This window comes from Actinomycetospora sp. CA-053990, assembly GCF_050948445.1.
GTDB classification, from domain to species: Bacteria; Actinomycetota; Actinomycetes; order Mycobacteriales; family Pseudonocardiaceae; genus Actinomycetospora; species Actinomycetospora callitridis.
This window is the reverse complement of record NZ_CP192043.1, coordinates 2977441-3000477: the sequence shown is the minus strand read 5'-3', so window position 1 is coordinate 3000477 and position 23037 is coordinate 2977441. Positions and strand designations below refer to the sequence as shown.

The window sequence follows — 23037 nt, the reverse complement described above, 5'->3', positions numbered from 1 at the left end:
GTGCGCCGCCATCGTGATCACCGGCGGCGCGGACCGCACACATCACGGTCACATCGGTGATTCCCGAATCTCGTGGGCATGCTCGACACCGCCCCGAACCGCCCGTCCCCCGAGCCGCCGGGCCCGCACCGCAGGCCCCGCCGTCCGAGCCGGCTCGTGATCGTCGCGACCGTACTGGCGCTGCTCCTGGTGCCGGTGGAGTTCTCCTACGGCCGGGCCCTCGCCGCACCGGGGTCGGCGCCCGTGTCCGTCCGCACCGTGGAGTGGCTCCGCGACCACGGCGCCGGACCGGTCGTCGACCTGGTGGAGTACTGGGTCTACTCCCGCAACCGCCCCACCGGCGCCGCCCCCGACCCCGCCAGCCTCCCGCGCGTCGCGTCGTCGGCGGGAGCCACCGGGGTGCTGCCCACCCCGCTGCCCGTGACCGCGAGCGGCGCCCTGCCGGGCGAGGCCCAGTGGGTTCCGTCGGCCCAGGTCGTCGGCGCCGACCACCCCCTGTACACCGGGTACTTCCGGCCCGACCCGACCGCGCCGAGCGTCATCGCGGGTGTGGCCTGGATGAACAGGTCGCTGATCAGCAGCCACCTGATCGCGGGCACGATCGAGCCCGTGCCGCCCGGAACCGCGGCGCCCGCCGACGAGGCGGGCGGCCAGGTCCCGACCTCGCTGCGCCCCGACCTCCTGGCGACCTTCAACTCCGGGTTCAGGCTCAAGGACGCCCGGGGCGGCTACGCCGTCAACGGCCGCGAGATCCGCCCTCTCGTCGACGGCGCCGCCTCCCTGGTGATCGACACGTCCGGGCGGATCACGATCGGCCAGTGGGGCCGCGACGTCCGCTCCGGGCCGGACGTCGCGGCCGTGCGGCAGAACCTCGCGCTCGTCGTGGACGGCGGCGCCCCGGTCCCCGGACTCGACGCGAACCGCACCTCGGCCTGGGGCACCTCCCGCAACCAGCTCCAGTACACGTGGCGCTCCGGGCTCGGCCTCGACGCCGGCGGCAACCTCGTCTACGTGGCCGCCGACCAGATATCCCTCTCCGGGCTGGCCCAGGCGATGACCGCGGCCGGGATCGTCCGTGGCATGCAGCTCGACATCCATTCGCAGACGGTCGGTTTCCTGAAGTACCGCCCGGGCCAGGCCGCCTCCTCGGGCCGGGGATCGCGGCTCCTGCCCGGCATGCACGCCGGCCCGGTGCGCTACCTCGAGCCCGACCAGCGCGACTTCCTGGCCGTCACCGCCGCCGGCACGACGAGCTCGCCGTAACCGGTCACCGCCGTGCCGGTGGGTCTCCAGGCAGCGGGCTGGGGGCGCCGAGCTGGAAGGTCAGCAGGACAGCCACGATCGCCTGCGCGGCGAGCAGGGCGACCAGCACGACCAGCTGGAAGCGGGCGGCGTCGAGGGGGCTCGCGCCGCCGAGCAGCGCCCCGATGAACGCGCCGGGCAGGGTCACCAGGCCCGTGGTGCGGGTCTGGTCCATGGCCGGCACCAGGGCCTCGCCCGCCGCGGTGCGGGCGACGTCGCGCGCCGCCTGGCGCGACGTCGCCCCGAGCGCCAACCACGCCTCGACCTCGTCCCGGCGGGCCCGCAGACCGCTGAGCAGGCCGCGCCCGGCCAGTGTCGCGCCGGTCATCGTGCCGCCGATGACGATGCCGCCGGCCGCGACGAGATAGCGCGCGGAGAACGGCAGCACGCCGACGGCGAACACGATCCCGAGCGTCGCGGCCGCTCCGGCCACGCACGACACGACCACGGCGCGACCCGCGCCCTCCAGCCCCTGGAGACGTCGGGTGGCGGTCCAGGTGGCGGTGCTGATCATCACCAGCAGGACGACGGCGGTCAGCGGGGGCGCCGCGAACACACCGCCCAGCGCGAGCCCGACGAGGGTCAGTTGGACGGCGCCGCGCAGGACCGCGGTGATCGGGGCCCACCCGAGGCGCACGCCGCCCAGACGCAGCACGACGGTGAGGAGCAGCAGGAGCAGGACGAGGGCGACCACCAGCCGCACGAGCGCGTCGACGTCCACGATCACGGCGCTCCCTCCCGTCGACTCACACGGCGGCCACGAACCCGCTCGAGACGGCGACGAGGACGAAGAGCCCGAGCAGGACGCGGTACCAGACGAACACGTAGATCGTGTGGTTCTCCACGAAGCGCAGCAGCCAGGCGATCGTCGCGTACCCCACGGCAAGCGCGATGATCGTCGCCACCGTGATCTGCAGCGGCGACGCGACCACCTGGCCGGGCGCCACCGGCTCGGTGACGTCCTTGAGCGAGTAGAGGCCCGAGGCCAGCACGGCGGGCAGCGCCAGCAGGAACGAGAACCGGACCGCGACGGGCCTCGTGAGACCGAGCGCGAGGCCGGCACTGATCGTCCCGCCCGACCGCGAGACCCCGGGCACGAGGGCCAGGCACTGGGCGAGGCCCATGAGCAGTCCGTCGCGCAGCGTCAGCTGGTCGGGGCCGCGCCGCTGCGGCCCGTAGCGCTCGGCCGCGGCCAGCACCAGGGCGAAGACGATCAGCACGGTGGCGTTGAGGTAGAGGTTGCGGGCCGGGCCCTCGATCGCGGACTTGAAGAGCAGCCCGAACACCCCGATGGGGATCGAGCCGAGGATCACGTACCAGGCGAGGCGGTAGTCGTAGCCCCGCGCGCCCCGGTCGCGCAGCCCGGCGAACCACGCCCGCAGCAGGCGCGAGATGTCGGACCAGAAGTAGATCAGGACCGCGGTCTCCGTGCCGAGCTGCGAGACCGCGGTGAACGCCGCCCCCGCGTCGTGGCCGAAGAAGAACGCCGACGTGATCCGCAGATGCGCCGATGACGAGATCGGGAGGAACTCCGTCAGGCCCTGCACCAGGCCCAGCACGATTGCTTCGAACCAGCTCATCGTCGCGACAACCTACAGTTCTGTAGGAACGAGTTCGGACGGCACCTCGTCCGGCCGGGTGCGCGCGGCGGCCAGGTGCGCCTCCGCTGTGAGGCAGAGGACCAGCCAGCATCCTCCGACCATCCAGGCGCCGAGCACATCGCTCGCCCAGTGGACCCCGAGGTAGAGCCGGCTGAGCCCGACCAGGACAGCGACGGCGGCGGCCGCCGCCGGGAGGACGACCCGGGCCACCGCCCCGGAGCGCCGCGCGAGCAGCACGGCGAGGACGCCGAGGACCGCGGAGGCGACGACGGTGTGGCCGGACGGGAACGACGAGTTCGTCTCCACGGCGAGCCGGACAGTCTCCGGTGGACGAGGTCGGTCGACCACGAGTTCGAGGATCTCGACGAGCAGGCCGGCGCCGAGGGTCACGCCCGCGACGAGGCGGGCCTCCCGCCAGCGCCGCCGGTGCGCGAGCACGGCGACCACGAGGAGGCCGAGCGCCGCCATCGCGAGGCCCCCGGCCACGACACCGATCACGTCGGCGGCGGCGGTGAGTCCCGGGGTGCGATGGGCGACGACCCAGGCGAGCACCGCGGGGTCGAAGCCCGTCACGCCAGTGTGGTCGGTGACCTCGTCCGACAGTTCACCGACGGCGACGGCCAGAGCGACCCCGGCTCCCCACCCGAGAGCGACGACGATGCGGCCCGGGCGCCACGGATCCCGCGCTCCCGCGGCCCGACGGCGGCGCCACATCACCAGTCCGGCGACGCCGGCGGCGACGATCGCTCCACCGGCGAGGGCGCCGACGCCCAGCGCGTGCTGGACCGCCGGCCACGACGTCCCGGCGAGGAACCCGGCGCCGACGACCGTGGTCGCCCACAGCACCCCGCCGACGGCGTTCCAGGCGAGGAACACCGGTCGGGGGACCCCGACCGCCCCGGCCGCCGCGGGGACCACGGCCCGCAGGAACCCGATCCAGCGCCCGACGAAGACCGCGGGCCCGCCCCGGCGCGCCACGAGGTCCTCGGCGGCGGCCCAGCGCTCGTGGCCGACCCAGGCTCCGAGGCGCCCGGAGCGCAGCGAGGGCCCCAGCGCCCGTCCCAGGCCGTAGCCGACCTGGTCGCCGGCGACGGCGCCGACGCATGCGGCCAGCACCATGCCCGTCAGGTCGGCCTGCCCGAGGGACGCCAGCACCCCGCCCAGGAGCATCACGGTCTCCCCCGGGAACAAGAGACCGACGAAGGCCGCGGACTCGAGGGCCGCGAGGAGTGCCACGAGGCCGTAGGTCCACGGTCCGGTCACGGCGTGGAGCATCGACGTCAGGTCCATGGCCCCGAGCCTGTCCCCGGGCCGATGTGAGGCTCATGAGATCGCGTCGGTCACAGCTCGCCCCCGTCACAGGTCGCGCAGCACAGAGGGGGCCGCCCTCCGGGCCAGGCCGGTCGCGGTCGCCGCGGCAGCGGCCAGGGCCGCGACCGTGACCACCCCGACGACCGCGAGATAGCCCCACGGCACCGTCATCGCCGCGGGTGGCGGGTCGAACACCCCGGTGAGGACGGACACGAGCATGCGGGAGAGCGCCCAGCCGAGCGCCGCCCCGGAAGCCAGGCCGCCCGCGCCGAGCAGGATCGCCTCGGCACCGGAGAGCCGCCGCAGGTGGGCGGGCCGCGCGCCCAGCATGGCCGCGATCGCGAAGCTCCGGCGCCGCTCCGCGAGCCCGAGCGCGAGCACCAGGCCTCCCGCCCCAGCCGCGAGGGCCAGCGCGAACCCGAGCTCCACCCGCCCGAGGCCCGCGAGGTCGACCGAGGTGAGGCTCGTGCTGATCTGGTGACGCGCAGCGGCGATGTCGGTGACGGCCGCCCCCGGCCCGAGGAGCGCGCCGATCCGCGCGGCCACGCCCGCGGTGTCCCGGCCCCCGGTGTCGATGAGGAAGGAGCCCACCGCGTCGCTCCCTGTGGCGGACGCGACGTACCCGGCGTTCGCGACGAGGAAGCTGTCCTTCGGGGCGGTCGGGAACTCCGTGACGATGCCGGCGTAGTGGAACGGCACCGTCCTCGGTGTGCCGGTCCGCGCGTCGGTCAACCTGAGGTTGATCAGGTCCCCCGGGACGAGCTGGAAGTCGGTGACGGTCTCCGCGCTGACCAGGACGGCGTCGGGGGTCGCGGCGAGACGGTCGAGCAGGGCGCGGGCCGATCCACCCTGCACGTACTGGTCGGTGAAGGTCGTCGCCCGCGGGAAGGTGGCCGCGTCGATCCCGTAGAGGTCCTGGAGATCGTTGCCGACGTAGGCGAAGCGGTGCTGCAGCGGATCCACCGCCCGCACGCCCGCGACGGTCTGCAGAAGGGCTCCCGCGGCGGGTCCGACGGCGGCGCCCGGCGGCTCGGTCACGGTGACGTCGGCGCCGTTCGTGAGCTGCGCGTCCACCTCGGCCTGCGCCTTGTAGGTCGCGGTGAACGACGCCGTCGACGCGGCGAAGGCGAGGGCGAGCCCGAGCAGCACGATCGACCGGGCCAGCGCCCGGCGCCGGTGCGACGCCATGGACGCCGCGATCGGCGCGAGCCGGCCCGCCACCGGGCGCAGGGCGCGGGCGACCACCCCGCGGCCGCGCCCGAGACCCAGGTCGGCCAGCCGGAGGACGAACAGCCCCGCGCCGATCCAGAGGAGCGCAGGCCCCGCGAACGCCCAGTACGACACCGAGATGCTCGGCACCCCCTCGGGAGCCAGGACGAGCTGGTAGCCGCCGCGGCTGCTGAGCCAGAACACGACGCCCGCCGCCGCGAGCAGCACGACGTCGAGACCCGTGCGCGACCACCACGGGGCCGTGGCTCCCGTCGCCGGGGCGCGGGCGTCCGCGACGGTCGCCCGGCTCAGGTCGCGCCACGCGGGCACCAGCACCGTGGCGAGCGCGATGACCACGCCGACCGCGACCGCGGCGCCCACCCAGGCCACGGCCGCTCCCGGCGTCGCCCCGAAGCGCGCCGAGCCGAAAGCGAGCCGTCCGATCGCCGCGGCCGCTCCGACGCCGATCGCACCGCCGACGACGGCGACCAGGGCGGCCTCGACGGCGGCGAGACGCACGAGGACCGGGGCGGGCGCACCGCGCACGCGCAGCAGGGCCTGTTCCCGCCGGCGCCGCTCGGCCCCGGCCGCGGCCGTCGCCGCGGTGAGCAGCCCGGCCATCACGGCCCCGGGGACGCCCAGGAACAGGAACAGCACCTGGGCGTAGGCGGCGTCGGAGCGCGCCTTGTCCAGGGTCGCCGCCAGGTTGTCCCCGACCACGGCCCCGCCGGCCGCGCGAACCTCGAGGTTCCGGGCCGCTCCGGTGACCGCGACGTAGGCGGCCGCCGGGTCGTCGGGCAGGGCGTGGCTGCGCGCGGCGTGGATCTGGGTCACGGACGGCAGGGCGAGGGATCGCCAGGTGGCCTCGGGCAGGAGGAGCACGTTGTCCGGCGGCGCCGACGGCTGCGCGCCGCCCGGGGCGCCCACCTGCTGGAACAGCGAGTCGGCCTGCGGCAGCGCCACGATCCCTTCGACGACGACGGACGCCGGGGGTAGGCCCGGGCGGTCGACGGTCACGGTGTCGCCGGGCACGGCGTGCAGGTTCGCGGCGGTCTGCTGGGCGAGGCTCACCCCGTCGGCCCGCCCCGCCAGCACCCGGACCTCGCCCGGGAACGTCGAGAGATACCCCGCCGGCAGGCCGAGCACCACCGCGCCGCCCGTGGTCTGCGTGCTCACCGGGGACCCGGGCGTCGCCCGGGACGTCGGGGTGGTGGCCCCGAGGCCGTCGGCGCGGGCGAACCCGACCGGGAGCGCGGCGCTGGTCCCGGGCGCGGACGCCACGACCTCGCGAACCTGGTCCGCGCCCGCGCCGGAAGCGACCTGGACCTGCCAGTCGACGGCGACTCCCGCGGCGGCGCGGGTCGTCATCGTCGCCCGGGAGGCGGCGAGGAAGGTGCCCAGGACCCCGAGCAGGGCGACCGCGATCGCGATGCCCAGCGCGGTGGCGGCGAGCCGTCCCGGCCGGCGACGGACCAGGCCCGTCAGCCAGAGCCACGTCACGACGGCACCTCCCCTCGGTCGCCGGCGCCCGGCGCAGCCGCCCGTCGCGCATCGACCAGTGGTCGGTGAGCCGCTCGGCCACCCGGGGGTCGTGGGTCGCGACGACGAGCGCGGCGTCGAGGTCGTCGGCGACCTCGAGCAGCGCGCCGACCACCGCGTCGCCGGTCTCGCGGTCGAGCCGCCCGGTGGGCTCGTCGGCCAGGATCAGCTGCGGCCTCGCCACGAGGACCCGGGCCACGGCCGCGCGCTGCGCCTGCCCACCCGAGATCTCGTCGGGGTGCTTCGCGGCGAGCTCGCCGATCCCGACGCGGTCCAGCGCTCCGGCGACGAGATCCTCGGTCGCGCCGGAGGCGTCGGCGAACAGCAGGGGCAGCGCGACGTTCTCGGCGACGTCGAGGTCGGGCACCAGGCTGGGGCCCTGGAAGACCATGGCGACGGTGTCCGGGCGTCCCGTCGGGGTCCCGCCCCACCGCGGCCAGGCGAGCCGTCCGGCAGACGGATCCTCGAGGCCGGCCCAGAGGTGCAGCAGTGTCGACTTCCCGGAACCGGACGGGCCGGTGAGCGCCACCCTCGCCCCGCCGGTGATCGAGGCGTCGACGTCGTCGACGGCGGTCACGCGGTGGGTGCCCACGCGGTAGTGCCGGCTCAGGTGCTCGCAGGACAGCAGCGGCTCCGTGTGCCGCCTCGCCCACGCCGAGGTCCCGGCATCCGGGAGCTTCACGACCGGACCGCCCCGTCGACGAGGTGCACGCGACGGTCGGCGGCCGCGGCGACGGCCGGGCTGTGGCTCGCGACGAGGACCCCGACCCCGCGCGCCACCGTGTCCCGGAGCAGCGCCAGCACCTGCGCCTCGGTCTCGCCGTCGAGCTCGCCGGTCGGTTCGTCGGCGACCAGGACCGGCGGATCGTTGGCCAGCGCGACCGCCAGCGCCGCGCGGGCGGCCTCCCCGCCGGAGAGCCGGCTGGGGCGTGCCTCGGCCCGGGACGCCAGACCCACGTCACCGAGCAGGGCGTGGGGCTCGGGGCGCACGGGGCGATCGCCGAGGGCCTGTGCCACGGCGATGTTGCCGGCGACAGAGAGATGCTCGACGAGGTTGTCCGACTGTCGCAGGACACCGAGGTGCCGGGCCCGCAGCCGGCAGCGTTCCGTTTCGCTCACGCCGGTGACCCGGTGGCCCGCGAGGTGGATCTCGCCCCCATCGGGGCGGTCGAGGCCGGCCAGGCAGGAGATCAGCGTGGACTTGCCCGAGCCGGACGGTCCGACCAGCGCCACCATCTCCCCGCGCCGCACCGTGATCGACAGCCCGCGCAGCGCGAGGGTCTCGTGGCCCCCGACACGGAAGAAGCGGTGGATGTCGCGGCCGGTCAGCACCGCCTCCCTGGGTTCCGGAGCGCTCATCGCATCCACCGCAGGGAGTCGGTCACGGCGCGCCACGGGTCGACGTTGTCCGCGCCGACCGGGCCGGAGAGGCTGATCACCAGCTCCTGGCCGGAGTGCCAGAAGGCGTAACGCTCGATGGTGTCGGTCCGTGTCCGTCCGGTGACGGGGTCGGGCGGCGCGACGGCCTGGTAGGTGGCCAGCACGGCGGTGCCCGCGTTGCGCGTCACGGTCGTCACGGGCCCGGGGACGAAGCCCGGGACGCTCGCCTGCAGCGCGGGCAGGTCCTGGGCCGTCACGCCGGCCTCGGTCGGTGCTGCCGGCATCGGGCGGGTCTCGAGCCGCACGGCGTTGAGGTTGTCGGTGAAGACGACGGCGCCTCCCGCCGTCGAGCGCGCCCACCCCTCGGGGACCGACACCGTGAACGTGCCGTCGGGCGCCGGGTAGGGGACGTAGACCTGGTTGTCGGGGATGTCGCCGCTCGGGTTCACCTCCGGCGGGCCCGCCGACGTCGGCGGTCCCGTCGCCGGGACCGGTGCCGCCGGGGACGCGGGCGGGGCCGAGGAGGCGGGCGGGGCCGCGACCGCCGGGGTCGCCGGCGACGAGCACGCCCCGAGCACCGGGACGAGCACGGCCGCCACGGCGGCGAGGGCGACCGGCCAGGTCCGGGGAGGGCGCGCGGCCCGCGGCCGGAGAGGTGTCGCGATCGGACGGGTCATGACCCGCACCCTGGGCCGCGCACATGTACCGGCCATGAGAGCGCTCCCGGGCCGCGCCACACATCCAGGTCTCATGGTCGGCGACGCATCCTCGAGCCATGAGCCGCGTTCACCCCTGGGCCCTGGATGCCGTCCTACTCCTCGCCGTCCTCCTCACCGGCGCCGTGTTCTCGCTGTTGGCGATGATGACGTAAGTCCGGGGGCGATCACCTCTTACCGCCCTCCGACCTGAGCCACGTCGACGCTTCACCACGGCCGCGCACGGTGGCGATCACCAGTTCGACGAACGAGGTGATCGATGAACGCCACTCCCGGCCGCCACCGGCCGCGTCCCGCTCCCCCACGACCGCTCGCCCCCTCGGTGTGGCAGCGGGTCCGCCGGACGGTGACCGCCGGCGTCTTCCTGACCGCGACCGTGGCCGGTGTCGGCGTCGGTCTCCAGGGCGCACAGGTGTCTCCGGTCGCACCGCCCCCAGCCGGTGTCGCCACTGACGTCGCCGCCGCGGCGGACGCCCCGGCGGTCACCGTCGCCGACGGCCCGCCCCTCCGGGTGGACCGCGGACGCGGCGACGGCGGACAGGGCGGGCAGGGCAGACAGGGCGGACGGGGCGGACAGGGACGCCGCGGATGAGCGCGACACCGTTCGCCCGTCGGGTCCTGGCGGGGCTCTGGCTCGGCGGCCTCGCTGCGGCCGCCCTCGCCCTCATCGGCCTCCCCCCGGGCCCGCTGGCCGTCGAAGCCGGCCTGATCGCCCACGTCACCGGGCTGCTCGCGGGCTACCTCTCGGCCGTGATGGTGGCGCTCATGTCACGCACGCCGGTGCTGGAGCGCCGGGTCGGGTCCGACGTCCTCGCCCGCTGGCACGCCCACGGCGGTCGGGCGTTCATGGCCCTGGTCGGGACGCATGCCGTGACCGCCGTCGCGGCCTGGGCCGGCAGCCGGGGCCAGGATCCCGTCACGGCGCTGATCGCCGTCCTGGGCCTGCCTGGGTTGCTCGCGGCGACTGTCGGCACGCTGCTGTTCGTCGCCATCGTCGGGATCTCGGTCTGGGCCGCGCGGCGCCGGGTGTCCTACGAGGTCTGGCATCTCGTCCATCTGCTGACCTACCTGGCGATCGCGCTGTCGTTCGTCCACGAGCTCGCCGGGCCGAACCTCGCCGGGCAGCCCGTGGTGCAAGTGGTCTGGACGCTGATGCACGCCTGGGCGTTCGCCCTGGTCCTGCGCTACCGGGTGATCGCCCCACTCGAGAGCGTCTGGCGCCACCGGCTCCGGGTCGAGGCCGTCGTCCCCGAGGCCGACGGGGTGGTGAGCGTGATCATGCGTGGACGCCACGTCGCCGAGCTCGATGTCGAGGCCGGGCAGTTCTTCCGGTGGCGGTTCCTCACCCGGACCACGTGGCGGACCGCCCACCCGTTCTCGCTGTCCGCGATCCCGCGGGGCGACCTGCTGCGGATCACCGTCAAGGCGCTCGGTGACGGCAGTCGACTGATCCACTCGGTGCAGCCCGGCACCCTGGTCCTCGCGGAAGGTCCGTCCGGGGCACTGACCTCCCGGCGGCGCACCCGGCGCTCGGTGCTGCTCGTGGCCGGCGGTGTGGGGATCACGCCCATGCGGGCCCTCTTCGAATCCCTCGACCTGCATGGCGGCCGGCTCACGCTCCTCTACCGGGCCTCGAGCCCGGCGGACGTCGTGTTCCGCGGCGAGCTCGAGGAGATCGCCCGCCGCCGCGGCGCCGAGATCGTCTGGATGGTCGGCCCGTCGTCGCGGCCGGAGAACGCGGTGACCGCCGCCAACCTGCGCCGGCTGGTCCCCGACATCACCGCGCGCGACGTCTACCTCTGCGCCTCCCCAGGACTCTCCGCGGTGGTCCGCGCCGCCCTGCGCGACGCGGGCCTTCCCCGCATGCATCTCCATGAGGAGGCCTTTGCGTTCTGAGCGCTCTCTTACCTGGTTCCGACCGGGAGCACGTCGTCGATTCACCCTCCGCGATCACTGTGAACCACATCGGATCGCTCCCCCTCACAGGAGGCCACATGTCCACCACACAGGAGTCCCGGAGCACGCCGGAAACCCCCGCGCTCCGCGCCTCGGACGCCGACCGGGAAGCCACCGTCGAGGCGTTGCACCGGGCCCTCGGCGAGGGGCGACTCGACGTCGAGGAGACCGGCGACCGGGTGGCCGCGGCCTATGCCGCACGCCACTGCCACGAGCTGCCGCCGCTGCTCGCCGACCTCCCGACCGGCGGGACGACCGGGCCGGACGCACCCTCCTGGGCCGACCTCTGGGCCTCGCTGGTCCGGCGCGCGCGGATGCTCGTGACCGGCGACCGCAGCCAGGGACTCCCGACCGCTGTCCAGCAACGGACCGCGGCGCTGATCGCCTCGCTCGCCCTCGTCTGGCTGCTCGTCTGCGCGGTCGCCGGTGCCGCGCTGGTGAGCGCGTGAGCGCCGAGGTCCCGGGGACCCGCCCCCGGCTCCGCGCCCTCCGCCGCCGTCCCGCGGCGATCCTGCTGGCCGCCGCCGTCGGACTCGGCGTCGTCGGGGGCGCCGGCGGCGCGTTCCTCGGCGAGATCGGTTCCGTGGGCTCCGTCGAGAACCACCTGGAGCACCACGGTCACGACCGGGACGACGCCCCGCTGCCCCCGCCCGCCCCCGTCCTGCCGGGCTGACACCGCTCCTCGCTGGTGCCCGACTTCACCCCCGTCCTCGCAAGAAGGGTCCGACGATGTCCGTCATCACGAGCGCCGAGTTCACCCACCGGCGCCGTCGCCTCGCCCCGGTCCCGACCGCATCGCGCACGGTCCGCCGGCCGGCGCCTCGCGGGCGCGTGCTCGTCGTCAGCGCCTCGGTGGGCCAGGGCCACGAGGGCGCCGCCCGCGAGCTCGCGCGCCGACTCACCGGTCGGGACCTCGAGGTCGAGGTGGTGGACTACCTGGACACGCTGCCGTGGACGGTCCGGCACGCCCTGCGCGACCTCTACGCGCCGGCGGTGCAGTACACCCCGGCGCTGTTCGAGTGGATGTTCCAGCGCCTCGAGCACCGCGGCGGACTCCGGAACGTCGCGCAGTGGGTGATCCGGGCCGCAGAGGACGGGGTCGCCTACGCCGCTCGGGACGCGGACGTCGTGGTCGCCACCTACCCGCTCGCCGGTCAGACCTTCGGCCGGCTGCGCGACGCCGGCCGGCTGTCGGCCACCGCGATCACCTACCTCACCGACCCCGCGGCGCATGCGCTGTGGTGCCACCCCTCGGTCGATACCCACCTCACGGCGACGCGGGCGACCGCGCTCGACGCCACCCGCTACGGCGTCGCGGCCGTCTCCGCCGGGCCGCTGTGCTCCCCGCGGTTCGCCCGCCCCGTCCAGGGGCGCCGGGCACTGCGTGCGGAGCTCGGGCTCCCGGACACCGTGCCGGTGGTCCTGCTCAGCGCCGGGTCGCTGGGCATGGGCGCCGTCCCCGAGACCGTCACCGCCGTGCTCGCGCACCCGACCGCCCGCGTCGTCGTCCTCTGCGGCCGCAACGAGTCGCTGCGCCGCCGGCTCGCGGCCGTCGCCCGCGTGATCGCCCTCGGGTGGCGTGACGACGTCGCCGACCTCATGTCGGGCGCCGACGTGCTGATCCACAACGCCGGCGGGCTGTCGTTCACCGAGGCCCTCGTGGCGGGCCTGCCGGCCGTCACGTTCCTGCCGATCCCCGGCCACGGGCGCGCCAACGCGGCCGTCCTGGAGGACGCCGGGATCGCGCCCTGGCCCCGGAGCACCCCCGACCTCGTGGCCGCGATCGAGCGCATCCACCGGACGCCGCGGACCGCGCGTCGCCCATGGTTCGAGGGCGCCGACGCCGCGCAGGTCGTCGCCCACGCCGTGTCCGCCCACCACCCTGAACTGCAGCTCGTGAGCGGGTTCTGATGATCCCGACGATCTGGTGGGCGGCGGTCGTCGCGGTCGTCGCGGCGGCGTTGCTGGGGAGCGCCAGCGTGGCCCAGCAACGGGCGACGCGTGCGGTGCCGACCTACCGGGCCGGCGACCCGCGGCTGGTCGGCGCTCTCGTCCGACGGCCGTGGTGGTGGGCCGGCACCGTCGCCTCGCTGGGCGGGCTGGGCCTCCAGGTCCTGGCCCTGACCCTCGGGCCGATCATCGTCGTCCAGAGCACCATGACCAGCAGCATCGTGTCGGTGACGCTGGCCGAGTGGGCGATCCTGGGCCGCAGACCCACAGCACGCGCGACCGCCGGGATGCTGCTGACGACCGTGGGACTGGTCGGGGTGCTGCTCGCCCTCTCGCCCACCCCTGGACCCGTGGGCGCCGCCCCGTCGACCACCGCGACCTGGGTGCTCGGCGCGACGTGCGCGGCCACCGTGGTCGCGCTCACCGCCTGGGCGCGCCGGGGTCGCGGTGCGGCCGCGTCGCTCGCACCGGCCCTGGCCACGGGCCTGGGGTACGGGGTCACCGCGATCGCGCTGAAGCTCGTCGGCACCCAGCTCGCGGGAGGCTGGCTCGAGCCGCTGACCCACCCCGCGCTCTACGTCGCGCTCGTGCTGGGCCCGTTCTCGATCCTGCTCAGCCAGAACGCGCTCCAGCACGGCCGTGTGGTGACCGCGGTCGTCTCGCTGATCCTCGTCGTCGATCCCCTCGTGGGACTCGTCGCCGGCATACTCGGGTTCGGCGAGCAGGTGACGGTCACCGCCGCGTCGATCGCGCTCGCCGCCGGGAGCGGCGTCGTCCTGCTGCTCGGAATCGGGGTGATCCAGGGGGCCTCGGCGCGAACGATCGACCCGGCCGTCACGCAGAGGCCCGACCGGCCCGACGGTCGCCGCGCGACTCCCCCGGTCCTGGTCGGCACACGGCGCTGATCCGATCCGCCGCGGCGCGCCGTTGCCAAATCCTACTTCTCTGTAGTAATAAGACGAGCCTCACCTCAGATCGGTGAGGCTCGCCTGAGTTCGGACGACGGGGGTAGTGGATGCTGGGGAATGCCCTGATCGGGCTGCGCGAGGGCCTCGAGGCCTCGTTGGTCGTGAGCATCCTGGTCGCGTTCCTGGTCCGCACCGATCGTCGTCGAGAGCTCCCGAAGGTGTGGCTCGGCGTCGGGCTCGCGGTCGCCGTGAGCATCGGGGTGACCCTCGCCCTGACGCTGACCGAGCAGGCGCTGACGTTCGAGGCCCAGGAGACGTTCGGCGGGTCGTTGTCGATCGTCGCGGTCGGCTTCGTCACTTGGATGATCTTCTGGATGCGCCGCGTCGCCCGGTCGATCTCGAGCGAGCTGCGTGGTGGCCTGGAGAAGGCGATCGCGATGGGCTCGGTCGCAGTCGTCGTCATGGCCGCGCTGGCCGTCGGACGCGAGGGTCTCGAGACGTCGGTGTTCTTCTTCGCCGCGGTCCAGGCCGCGGGGGAGACCACGGGGCCGCTGATCGGTTTCCTGATCGGGATCGCGGTATCGATCGTGCTCGCGTACCTGATCTACCGGGGCACGGTGAAGCTCGACATGGGGAAGTTCTTCACCGTCACCGGCGTGCTGCTGGTCTTCGTCGCGGCGGGGATCCTCGCCTACGGCGTCCACGACCTGCAGGAGGCCGGACTCCTGCCCGGCCTGAGCACCCTGGCCTTCGACGTCAGCGCCACCATCCCGGCCGACTCCTGGTACGGCGTCCTGCTCAAGGGCGTCTTCAACTTCTCCCCGCAGACCACGGTGCTCCAGGCCGTCGTCTGGGCGCTGTACGTCGCCGTCGTCCTCACCTTGTTCCTCCGCCGTCCCCGTGTGCCGGCGACCCCGAGGGCCCCGTCGGACATGGGTTCCGTGGCCCGCCAGACCCTCTGACGAGGAGAACGATCGACGCGCGCTTCGCCGACGTCGACCGGCTCCTCGAGCAGTACCGCGCGGGTGACGGTTTCGTGCTCTACACGCAGCTGACTCCGGACGACACACGCCGGATGACCGAGTCGATCGACGCGCTCGACGAGCCTGTGAGCCAGGTCGCGGCCGTCGTCGCGGCCTGAGGGCGGGTTCTTACCGAACTCGGAAGTCGACCACGTCGGGGCTTCACCTGGGTCCGCGATCTTTTCATCGTCGGTACAGGGACCTCACAGGTCCTGCGGCCGGCGGTACCTCGCGTCCCCGACGACTCCCTGGAGCCCCCGGTCATGTCTGACCTCATCGCGCGCATGCGACCTGCCCTGAGCAAGGTCCCCGAGATCACGGTCATGTTCTGGGTGGCCAAGCTGCTCACGACGGGCATGGGCGAGACCACGTGGGACTGGTTCGACGGCTCGCTCGGCCAGGCCGTCGCCGTCTCCCTCACCAGCGTCCTGTTCGTGGCCGCAATGGTCACCCAGTTCGCGGTCCGCGCCTACAACCCCTGGGCCTACTGGTTCGCGATCGTCATGGTCTCGGTGTTCGGCACCACGATCGCCGACCTGGCCCACAACGACTTCGGCATCCCGTACACCGTCTCGACCCTCGTGCTCCTGGGCCTGGTCGGGCTCACCTTCGCCCTCTGGTACCGGGTCGAGGGGACGCTGTCGATCCACTCGATCACGACCCGCCGTCGCGAGGTCTTCTACTGGACCGCCGTCCTGCTGACCTTCGCGCTGGGCACCGCGGCCGGCGACTGGACCGCGAGCACGCTGCACCTGGGCTACCTGCCCTCGGGCCTGATCTTCCTCGTCGCCTTCGTGCTGCCCGCGGTCGCCTACCGATGGTTCGGGCTGAACGCGATCGTCGCCTTCTGGCTCTCCTACATCATGACCCGCCCGCTGGGCGCCTCGTTCGCCGACTACTTCGGCGGTCCCCGCGGCCGCGGCGGCATCGCCCTGGGCATGGAGCCGGTCAGCATCGTCCTGACCGTCGTCATCGTCGCAGTCGTCGCCTACTTCGCCATCACCCGCGTCGACCGCCCCCGCGGTCTCGCTGCCTGCGCCACCGCCGAGATCGCGTCCTCGCCGAGCGCACGATGAGCATCGACACCGCTCCGCGGCCGACGCGGAACCCCTCGGCCCCCGCGTTCGTCACCGGCCTCCGGGACCACGGGACGCGGATCGCGGTGCTCGACGGCGACGAGTCGCTGACCTACCTCGAGCTCGCCGACCGGGTCGACACCGCTGCTGTGAGGGTGGCCGGGCCGCGGAGGCTCGTCCTCGTCGAGGCGACGAACACCCTCCCGGCGCTGGTCGGCTACCTGGGGGCGCTGCGGGCGGGGCACGTCGTCCTGCTCGCCCCCGGGGCCGACGCGGCGACGACGAGCGGGCTCGTCGCCGCGTGGGAGCCGGACGTCGTCGTCGCGGCCGACGGACAGCTGCGGGTCGACCGTGCGGTGAGCCGGCACGACCTGCACCCGGACCTCAGCCTGCTGATGGCGACGTCCGGGTCCACCGGCTCGCCGCGGCTGGTCCGCCTGACCGCGTCCTCCCTCGACGCGAACGCGGTGGCGATCGCCTCCTCGCTCGGGATCCGCTCCGACGACCGCGCGGTGACGACCCTGCCGATGCACTACTGCTACGGGCTCTCGGTCGTCCACAGCAACCTGCACGCCGGCGCGGCCCTGATCCTCGACGAGCGCTCGGTGACCGATCCGTCGTTCTGGGCGGACTTCCGGGCCCGCCGCGGCACCAGCCTGCACGGCGTCCCCTACACCTTCGACCTGCTCGACCGCGCCGGGTTCACCGGCATGGACCTCCCCCACCTGCGCTACGTCACCCAGGCCGGCGGGCGCCTCGCGCCCGACCAGGTGCGCCGGTGGGCCCGGCTCGGCGCCGAGCGGGGCTGGGACCTGGTCGTCATGTACGGGCAGACCGAGGCCACGGCCCGCATGGCCTACCTGCCGCCGTCGCGGGCCCTCGCCGCCCCGGAGGCGATCGGCGTCCCCGTCCCCGGCGGGGAGCTCCGCATCGACGGACCGGATGCCGACGGGATCGGCGAGCTCGTCTACGCGGGTCCCAACGTCATGCTCGGCTACGCCACCACCCCCGCCGACCTCGCGCTCGGGCGCACCGTCGACGCCCTGCGCACCGGCGACCTGGGGCGGCGCCGCGACGACGGGCTGGTCGAGGTCGTCGGGCGCCGGGCCCGGTTCGTGAAGCCCTTCGGTGTCCGCGTGGACCTCGACGGTCTCGAGGCCCTGCTCGCCGGCCAGGGCGTCGCGGCCGCGGTGACGGGCACCGACGAGGGCCTGGTCGTCGCCGCCGTGCACGAGGCCCCCCACGACGCGGGGCCGCTCACGACCGCCAGCCGCGAGCACGACCTCGCGGCGTCCGTCACCGAGCTCCTCACCGCCCGGCTCCCCCTCCCCGCCCACGCGATCACGGTCGTGGTGGTCGACGAGCTCCCCCGCCGGGCGAACGGCAAGCTCGACCACCCCGCCGTCGCCGCGCTCGTGCCGGCCCCGTCGGCGCCTGCTGCGGTCCGCACCGGGCTCGTCGCCCGGCTGCGCTCCCGTCTCCGCGGCGATCGGCCCACCCGGACGGTGCGGGGAATCTTCGCCGAAACCTTCCCGGGCCGCGACCTGCCCGACGACGCCTCGTTCGTCGACCTCGGCGGCGACTCCCTGACCTACGTCCGGGTGTCCACCGAGATCGAGCGGGCCCTCGGACACCTGCCCCACGAGTGGGACCGCACGCCCCTGGGCGAGCTGGCCCGGCGGAGCCCGCGGCGGTCCCGGGGCGCCACCCTCGAATCCGTCGTGGTGCTGCGGGCCCTGGCGATCCTGCTGGTGGTCGGCGAGCACGACCACCTCTGGACGCTGCTCGGCGGCGCGCACCTGCTGCTCGCCGTCGCCGGCTGGACCTTCGCGCGCTTCCTGCTCGGCCCCGGCGCCGACACCGGGCGAGCGCGCTCGCTGCGGATCCTGCGCAGCGCCGCGCTGGTCGCCGTACCCAGCGCCCTGTGGATCCTCTTCCGCGCCACCACCCAGAGCGACGTCCACGCCGCCGACGCCCTGCTGCTCGGCTCGGTGTTCCACCCGCTGGTCCAGGGCTACTGGTTCGTCGACGCCCTGGTGCAGATCCTCGTCATCACGGCGGCGCTGTTCGCGATACCCGCCGTGCGGCGCCTCGACTGCCGCGCCCCGTTCGGGCTGGCCGCGGCCACGATGGCAGCCGCGCTCGCCCTGCGCCTGCTGCCCAGCTACGACCACACCATGGTCGCCGACCTCTACAGCACCCACCTGGTGCTCTGGCTGTTCGTGCTCGGATGGATGCTCCAGCGGGCCACCACCGTCCCGCAGAAGTGGGTCACGGCGATCGCGGCAGCCGCGCTGGTCGTCCCGTTCTTCGGCACCGAGTACGACCGCGCCGGCATCGTGCTCGCCGGACTCGCCGTCCTGATGCTCGTGCCCCGCGTCCGGCTGCCCCGCGTCCTCGCCGGGCCGGTCGGCGCCGTCGCCGCCGCGTCGCTGGGTATCTACCTCACCCACTTCGCCCTGCTCCCCCTGCTCACCGTCGGCGTGCCCCCGGTGCTGCTCGTCCCGGTCGACCTGCTCGTCGGGATCGTCGCCTGGTGGCTCGCGACCAGCGGCGTCCGGCAGGTCGCCGACAGGATGCGGACCGCGAGGGCGCCGACGTGACCGAGCGACCGATCGTCCGGGGGCTCGCCGCGGGCGGAGCGGTCGTCCTGGGCCTCCTCGGGGTGGCGTTGCTCGTCCCCGCCCACGACGCCCTCGTGCCCCGCGCAGGCCTGCTCGGCCCGCTCACGCCCCTGATCGTCCCCGTCTACGGCCCGGCCCTCGTCGCCGTCGGCCTCGCCGCGACGGCGGGCGCGTCGGTCCTCGCCTGGCGCTGCCGCGGGGTGCAGCGCCTCGCCGGGGCCGCGGCCGTGGTCTGCGTCGTCGCCACCGCGGCGCTCGCGGTGCCGGTCGGTGCGGTGGTCACGGCGACCGTCGCCGCGGGCGGCTCGGTGGACCCCGTCCGCGCCCTCCTGATGCCGTCCCCGGCGCCGGCGGGCCCCGACGAGTCCCCCGTCTATAGCACCGGACCGGACGCCCTGCCGCTGCACCTGGCGATCTACCGCCCGGCCCCTGCCACCCGGGCGCCGCGCCCGATCCTGATCTACGTCCACGGCGGCGGCTGGGTCAGTGGATCGGAGCTGGTCCGGGCCACGGAGATGCGACGGTGGGCCGACGCCGGCTGGCTCGTCGTCAGCGTCGAGTACACCCTGGCGCGCGACGGCGCGCCGACCTGGGACGTCGCCGGGCCCGAGGTGGCCTGCGCCGCGGCCCGGGTCGCGGCCGACGCGCCCGCGCAGGGCGCCGACCCGACGCGCATCGTGCTCCTCGGCGACTCGGCGGGCGGCCAGCTGGCCGTCTCGGTCGGGTACCACGCCGCCTCGGGCACCCAGCCCTCGTGGTGCGGCGGCGCGGTCCCCACCCCGCGGGCCGTCGCCGTCGAGTACCCGGCGGTCGACCTGGCGGACGGCTACGCGGGTGGCTCGCGCTCGACCTACACCGGCGGGAGCCCGGACCAGGTCCCCGAGCGGTACCGCGCCGTCTCCGGTGCTGCGGCCGTCACGGCGGGGGCGCCGCCGACCCTGGTGATCGTGCCGGCGCGCGACGGCACCGTGCCGCCGGGCGGGCCCGCGCGGTTCGTGCACGCCGCCCGCGACGTCAGCGTCGACGCGCGGCTGGTGTCGATCCCCTACGCCGACCACGCCTTCGACCAGGTGGACGGGTCCCTCGGCGAGCAGGCGGCCTTCTCGATCGTCCGGCGGTGGGCGGACGACCAGGTCGGGCAGCGATGACCGCCGCGCGACCCGCCCGGCGGGTGAGCTGGGACCTGCTGCGCTGCGCCTTCCTGCTGATGGTCGTGCTCTACCACGGCACGTTCATCGCGCCGCTGGTCTACCACCAGTTCGCGCCGCGCATCCTCGTGTTCGCCCACCAGATCGGGGCGAGCCTGCTGCTGGCGCTCTCGGCGTACTTCGTGGCCGCCGGACTGAGCGATCCGGCCCGCGCGACCGCCCGGTGGTGGTGGTCCCGCGTCACGCGCCTGCTCCCCGCCTTCGTCGTCGCCACCCTGCTCGCGTTCGCGGCGCTGCGCTGGCTCGCCCCCGCAGGGATGTTCCACCCGAGCCTCTACAACCTGGTCACCAACCTGGTGATGCTGTGGAACTGGAACGGCGTGCGGCACTGGTTCTACGTCGACCCGTCGTACTGGACGCTCCCGCTGCAGCTCATGGCCTTCAGCCTCGCCCCCCTGCTGCGGCGCAGCCGCCTCGGTCGCGGGCGGGGACTGCGAGTGCTGCTGTGGGCGGCGGTGCTCGTCCCGCTGGCGCAGTGGCCCCTCGAGCAGACCGCCGGGCCGATCTACGACACCGTCGCCGACGGCCTCGGGCTCTACCGCTGGCACCTGTTCGTCGCCGGGGTAACGGTCTGGATGCTCGCTACCGGCCGCGTGCGTCGCGGACACGGCGCGGCGCTGCTCGCGACCTGCGTAGCGGCCCACGCCGTGCAGATCGGGACGCTCCTGCAGCACGGCGGCCTCGCGACCGACCCGTGGTCGGTGCTCGGGGTCGGACTCGGGCTGCTGGCCATGACGGCGGCGGCGATCGGCCCCGACGTCGCGGCGTGGCTTCCCGGCCCGGTCGTCCGTGCGGTGACCTCCCTTGCGGGCTGCTCCTACGGGATCTTCCTGGTCCACCAGACCCTCGGCGACGTCCTCATGCTGCGCCTGCAGGAGGACTTCGGCGCCGGTCCCGGCCTGCAGCTCGCGGCGATGCTCCTCAACGGGGTGGCCGTCGGGGCGCTGCTGACCCGGTTCGTCGAACGCCCGGCGCACCGTGCCCTGCTTCGGACCTGGGACCGGCGTCACGAGCCGGACCGCCTCCCCGCCGTGAGCCGCGGGGTCCGCCCGGTGGGCGTCCCGCTCGGGGTGTCCGCGTTAACGACGAGAGGATGGGGTCCATGGCGAACCGCGTGCTCATCGCCGACGACGACCGGGCCATCCGGGAGTCCCTGGCCCGGGCCCTCGAGCTCGAGGGATACGAGGTCGCGCAGGTCGACGACGGCGTCGGCGCGCTGGCCCGGGCGCGGCAGGCCGACTTCGACGCCCTGGTCCTCGACGTCATGATGCCGACCATCGACGGGCTGGCCGTGTGCCGCGTCCTGCGCGCCGAGGGCGACCGGACCCCGGTCCTCATGCTCACCGCGCGCGTCGAGACCCCCGACCGTGTCGCCGGACTCGACGCCGGCGCCGACGACTACCTGCCCAAGCCCTTCGAGCTCGACGAGCTGCTCGCGCGCCTCCGGGCCCTGCTGCGCCGAGCCGCGCCGGTCGCGGTCGCCCCCGGGCAGGACCCCGCGCTGAGCCTGGACTCGCTGCGCGTCGATCCGGCCGCCCGCCGGGTGTGGTGGGCCGAGGCGGAGCTGACGCTGTCGAAGACCGAGTTCGACCTGCTGGAGCTGCTGGTGCGCAACGCGGGGATCGTCCTGGACCACTCCACCGTCTACGAACGCATCTGGGGCTACGACTTCGGCGCCGACTCGAAGAACCTCGCGGTCTACATCGGGTACCTGCGCCGCAAGCTCGTGGCCGCCGGCGCACCGGCGCTGATCCACACCGTCCGGGGCGTGGGCTACACGATGAGGCTGTCGTGAACCTGCGCACCCGCCTCGCCCTGTCGTTCGCGCTCGTCGCCGCGGTCGTCGCGGGCCTCGTCGGAGTCCTGAGCTTCCACGCCGCCTCCGACCGCGTGATCGGGGAGATCGACACCCAGCTGCGGTCGGCGACCACCGCCATCGCCAGCGGCCAGACGCAGATCCTGGCCCCGGTCCCGGCGAGCCGTTCCGGTGATGCGGGCGGCGGCCGCGGCGGTGGCGGCAGTGGTGGCGACGGCGATGGTGGCCGCGATGGCGACGGCCCGCGCATCGCCGGGCGCCAGCTCGTGGCCCAGGCCGTGACAGCCGACGGCGCCGTGCAGGCGATCGGTGGCCTGCCGGTGACCCTCCCCATCACCGACGCCGAGCGGAGCCTGGCCGCCTCCGGCACCGCCGGCGACACCCAGGTCGTCGAAGTCGACGTCGGGTCCGACACCTTTCGCGTACTCACCACGGCCCTCGGCGACGGTCGCGGCGCCTTGCAGGTCGCGGCCGATGTCGACGAGGCCGAGGACGTCCTGACCGGCGTCGCCATCGAGATCGCCCTGGTCAGCCTCGGCGTGCTCGTCGTGGCCGCGGCGGCCGGATGGCTCCTGGCCTGGCGGATCACCCGCCGCCTGAAGACCCTCGTCGGGGTGGCCGAGCAGGTCACCGCGAGCGGCGAGCTCGACCTTCAGGTCCCGGTCGGCGGCAAGGACGAGGTCGGGCGGCTCTCCGCGTCGCTCAACACGATGCTGGACCGGCTGGCCGCCGCGCGCGCCGACCAGGAACGCCTCGTGCAGGACGCCGCGCACGAGCTGCGGACGCCGCTCACCAGCCTGCGCACCAACGCCAGCGTGATGCGCCGTTTCGCCGCGCTCTCCCCCACCGCACGCGACCGGTTGGTCGACGACGTGGTCGGCGAGACCCGCGAGCTCAGCCACCTCGTGGACGAGCTCGTCGAGCTCTCGCTGTCCAGCCGGGGACCTCAGGACCGGGGCGACGAGCCGGTGGACCTCGCAGAGGCGGCCGAGCACGCCGCCGAGCGCGTCCGGCGGCGCACCGGACGGCAGATTCATGTGGACGGCGACGGCTCGGTCGTGCGCGGCTCCCGTCACGGCCTCGGGCGAGCGATCAGCAACCTCGTCGAGAACGCCGCGAAGTTCGACGCCGACGGCCACGAGCCGATCCACGTCAACATCCGGAACGGGGTCGTCACCGTCACCGACCAGGGGCCCGGCATCGCGGCGGGCGACGCGCACCGCGTGTTCGACCGCTTCTACCGCGCCGACGTCTCGCGTGGCCTGCCCGGGTCCGGGCTCGGGCTCTCGATCGTCCGTGAGGTCGCGGAGTCCCACGGCGGCAGCCCGTTCGTCGCCGACGCACCGGACGGCGGGGCCCGCGTGGGCTTCTCCGTCGACCCGTCACGGCTCTCCCCGACGTCCGCGACGACCTGAGGAT

19 protein-coding genes and 1 pseudogene are annotated in these 23037 nt (G+C 74.7%); 13 read left to right on the top strand and 7 right to left on the bottom strand.

The features are described 5' to 3' along the window. Nucleotides 1-78 precede the first annotated feature (78 nt). Entirely contained in the window at nucleotides 79-1263 is a 1185-nt protein-coding gene (locus ACQPYN_RS15485) for a hypothetical protein (protein ID WP_433038360.1), read from the top strand. Nucleotides 1264-1267: 4 nt separating this feature from the next. Here the strand turns inward: ACQPYN_RS15485 and ACQPYN_RS15480 are convergent, their stop codons facing one another. The 7 genes and pseudogenes from ACQPYN_RS15480 to ACQPYN_RS15450 all read right to left on the bottom strand — a co-directional run bounded on the left by ACQPYN_RS15480 (nucleotide 1268) and on the right by ACQPYN_RS15450 (nucleotide 9019). After that, nucleotides 1268-2029 (bottom strand): ABC transporter permease, encoded by a 762-nt coding sequence (locus ACQPYN_RS15480; RefSeq protein WP_433038358.1) that lies wholly within the window; start codon nucleotides 2027-2029, stop codon nucleotides 1268-1270. 19 nt (nucleotides 2030-2048) lie between these two features. Beyond that, nucleotides 2049-2882, bottom strand: coding sequence for an undecaprenyl-diphosphate phosphatase (locus ACQPYN_RS15475; protein WP_433038356.1), 834 nt, complete (start codon nucleotides 2880-2882; stop codon nucleotides 2049-2051). Nucleotides 2883-2894: 12 nt separating this feature from the next. Next, on the bottom strand, nucleotides 2895-4193 hold the full coding sequence (locus ACQPYN_RS15470) for a bifunctional DedA family/phosphatase PAP2 family protein (protein WP_433038354.1): 1299 nt from the start codon (nucleotides 4191-4193) through the stop codon (nucleotides 2895-2897). Nucleotides 4194-4259: 66 nt separating this feature from the next. Further along, on the bottom strand, nucleotides 4260-6923 hold the full coding sequence (locus ACQPYN_RS15465) for an FtsX-like permease family protein (RefSeq protein ID WP_433038352.1): 2664 nt from the start codon (nucleotides 6921-6923) through the stop codon (nucleotides 4260-4262). Between the two features lie 196 nt (nucleotides 6924-7119). Continuing rightward, nucleotides 7120-7539, bottom strand: a pseudogene (locus ACQPYN_RS15460) (ATP-binding cassette domain-containing protein); the annotation flags it as partial. A 101-nt stretch (nucleotides 7540-7640) separates the two neighbouring features. After that, nucleotides 7641-8321, bottom strand: a complete 681-nt coding sequence (locus tag ACQPYN_RS15455; RefSeq protein WP_433038350.1) for an ABC transporter ATP-binding protein — start codon at nucleotides 8319-8321, stop codon at nucleotides 7641-7643. After that, the gene (locus tag ACQPYN_RS15450; protein ID WP_433038348.1) at nucleotides 8318-9019 is read right to left on the bottom strand and encodes a hypothetical protein; all 702 of its coding nucleotides are present in this window, start codon (nucleotides 9017-9019) and stop codon (nucleotides 8318-8320) included. The genes ACQPYN_RS15455 and ACQPYN_RS15450 overlap by 4 nt, the downstream gene beginning before the upstream one ends. A 627-nt stretch (nucleotides 9020-9646) precedes the next feature. On the opposite strand from ACQPYN_RS15450, the gene ACQPYN_RS15445 reads away from it, so the two are divergent. The 12 genes from ACQPYN_RS15445 (at nucleotide 9647) to ACQPYN_RS15390 (ending at nucleotide 23033) form a co-directional block, all read left to right on the top strand. After that, a complete protein-coding gene (locus tag ACQPYN_RS15445) occupies nucleotides 9647-10954 on the top strand; it encodes a ferredoxin reductase family protein (RefSeq protein WP_433038346.1) in 1308 nt (435 codons plus the stop codon). 98 nt (nucleotides 10955-11052) lie between these two features. After that, the gene (locus tag ACQPYN_RS15440) at nucleotides 11053-11463 is read left to right on the top strand and encodes a DUF1707 SHOCT-like domain-containing protein (RefSeq protein WP_433038344.1); all 411 of its coding nucleotides are present in this window, start codon (nucleotides 11053-11055) and stop codon (nucleotides 11461-11463) included. Further along, entirely contained in the window at nucleotides 11460-11687 is a 228-nt protein-coding gene (locus tag ACQPYN_RS15435) for a hypothetical protein (protein WP_433038342.1), read from the top strand. Before ACQPYN_RS15440 ends, ACQPYN_RS15435 begins: the two co-directional genes overlap by 4 nt. Before the next feature lie 56 nt (nucleotides 11688-11743). Continuing rightward, nucleotides 11744-12925: an MGDG synthase family glycosyltransferase gene (locus ACQPYN_RS15430; protein ID WP_433038340.1), complete on the top strand. Its 1182-nt coding sequence runs from the start codon at nucleotides 11744-11746 to the stop codon at nucleotides 12923-12925. After that, on the top strand, nucleotides 12925-13869 hold the full coding sequence (locus ACQPYN_RS15425) for a DMT family transporter (protein WP_433038338.1): 945 nt from the start codon (nucleotides 12925-12927) through the stop codon (nucleotides 13867-13869). The genes ACQPYN_RS15430 and ACQPYN_RS15425 overlap by 1 nt, the downstream gene beginning before the upstream one ends. 110 nt (nucleotides 13870-13979) lie before the next feature. Beyond that, a complete protein-coding gene (efeU, locus tag ACQPYN_RS15420) occupies nucleotides 13980-14834 on the top strand; it encodes an iron uptake transporter permease EfeU (protein WP_433038336.1) in 855 nt (284 codons plus the stop codon). A 323-nt stretch (nucleotides 14835-15157) separates the two neighbouring features. Then, a complete protein-coding gene (locus ACQPYN_RS15415; RefSeq protein WP_433038334.1) occupies nucleotides 15158-15970 on the top strand; it encodes a COG4705 family protein in 813 nt (270 codons plus the stop codon). Continuing rightward, nucleotides 15967-18573, top strand: a complete 2607-nt coding sequence (locus tag ACQPYN_RS15410; RefSeq protein ID WP_433038332.1) for an AMP-binding protein — start codon at nucleotides 15967-15969, stop codon at nucleotides 18571-18573. Before ACQPYN_RS15415 ends, ACQPYN_RS15410 begins: the two co-directional genes overlap by 4 nt. Next, on the top strand, nucleotides 18570-19742 hold the full coding sequence (locus ACQPYN_RS15405; protein ID WP_433038330.1) for an alpha/beta hydrolase: 1173 nt from the start codon (nucleotides 18570-18572) through the stop codon (nucleotides 19740-19742). Before ACQPYN_RS15410 ends, ACQPYN_RS15405 begins: the two co-directional genes overlap by 4 nt. Further along, entirely contained in the window at nucleotides 19739-21070 is a 1332-nt protein-coding gene (locus tag ACQPYN_RS15400; RefSeq protein ID WP_433038328.1) for an acyltransferase family protein, read from the top strand. The genes ACQPYN_RS15405 and ACQPYN_RS15400 overlap by 4 nt, the downstream gene beginning before the upstream one ends. Beyond that, nucleotides 20956-21597, top strand: a complete 642-nt coding sequence (locus ACQPYN_RS15395; RefSeq protein ID WP_433038897.1) for a response regulator transcription factor — start codon at nucleotides 20956-20958, stop codon at nucleotides 21595-21597. Before ACQPYN_RS15400 ends, ACQPYN_RS15395 begins: the two co-directional genes overlap by 115 nt. Next, complete coding sequence (locus tag ACQPYN_RS15390) at nucleotides 21594-23033, top strand: ATP-binding protein (protein ID WP_433038326.1); 1440 nt, start codon at nucleotides 21594-21596, stop codon at nucleotides 23031-23033. Before ACQPYN_RS15395 ends, ACQPYN_RS15390 begins: the two co-directional genes overlap by 4 nt. Nucleotides 23034-23037 lie beyond the last annotated feature (4 nt).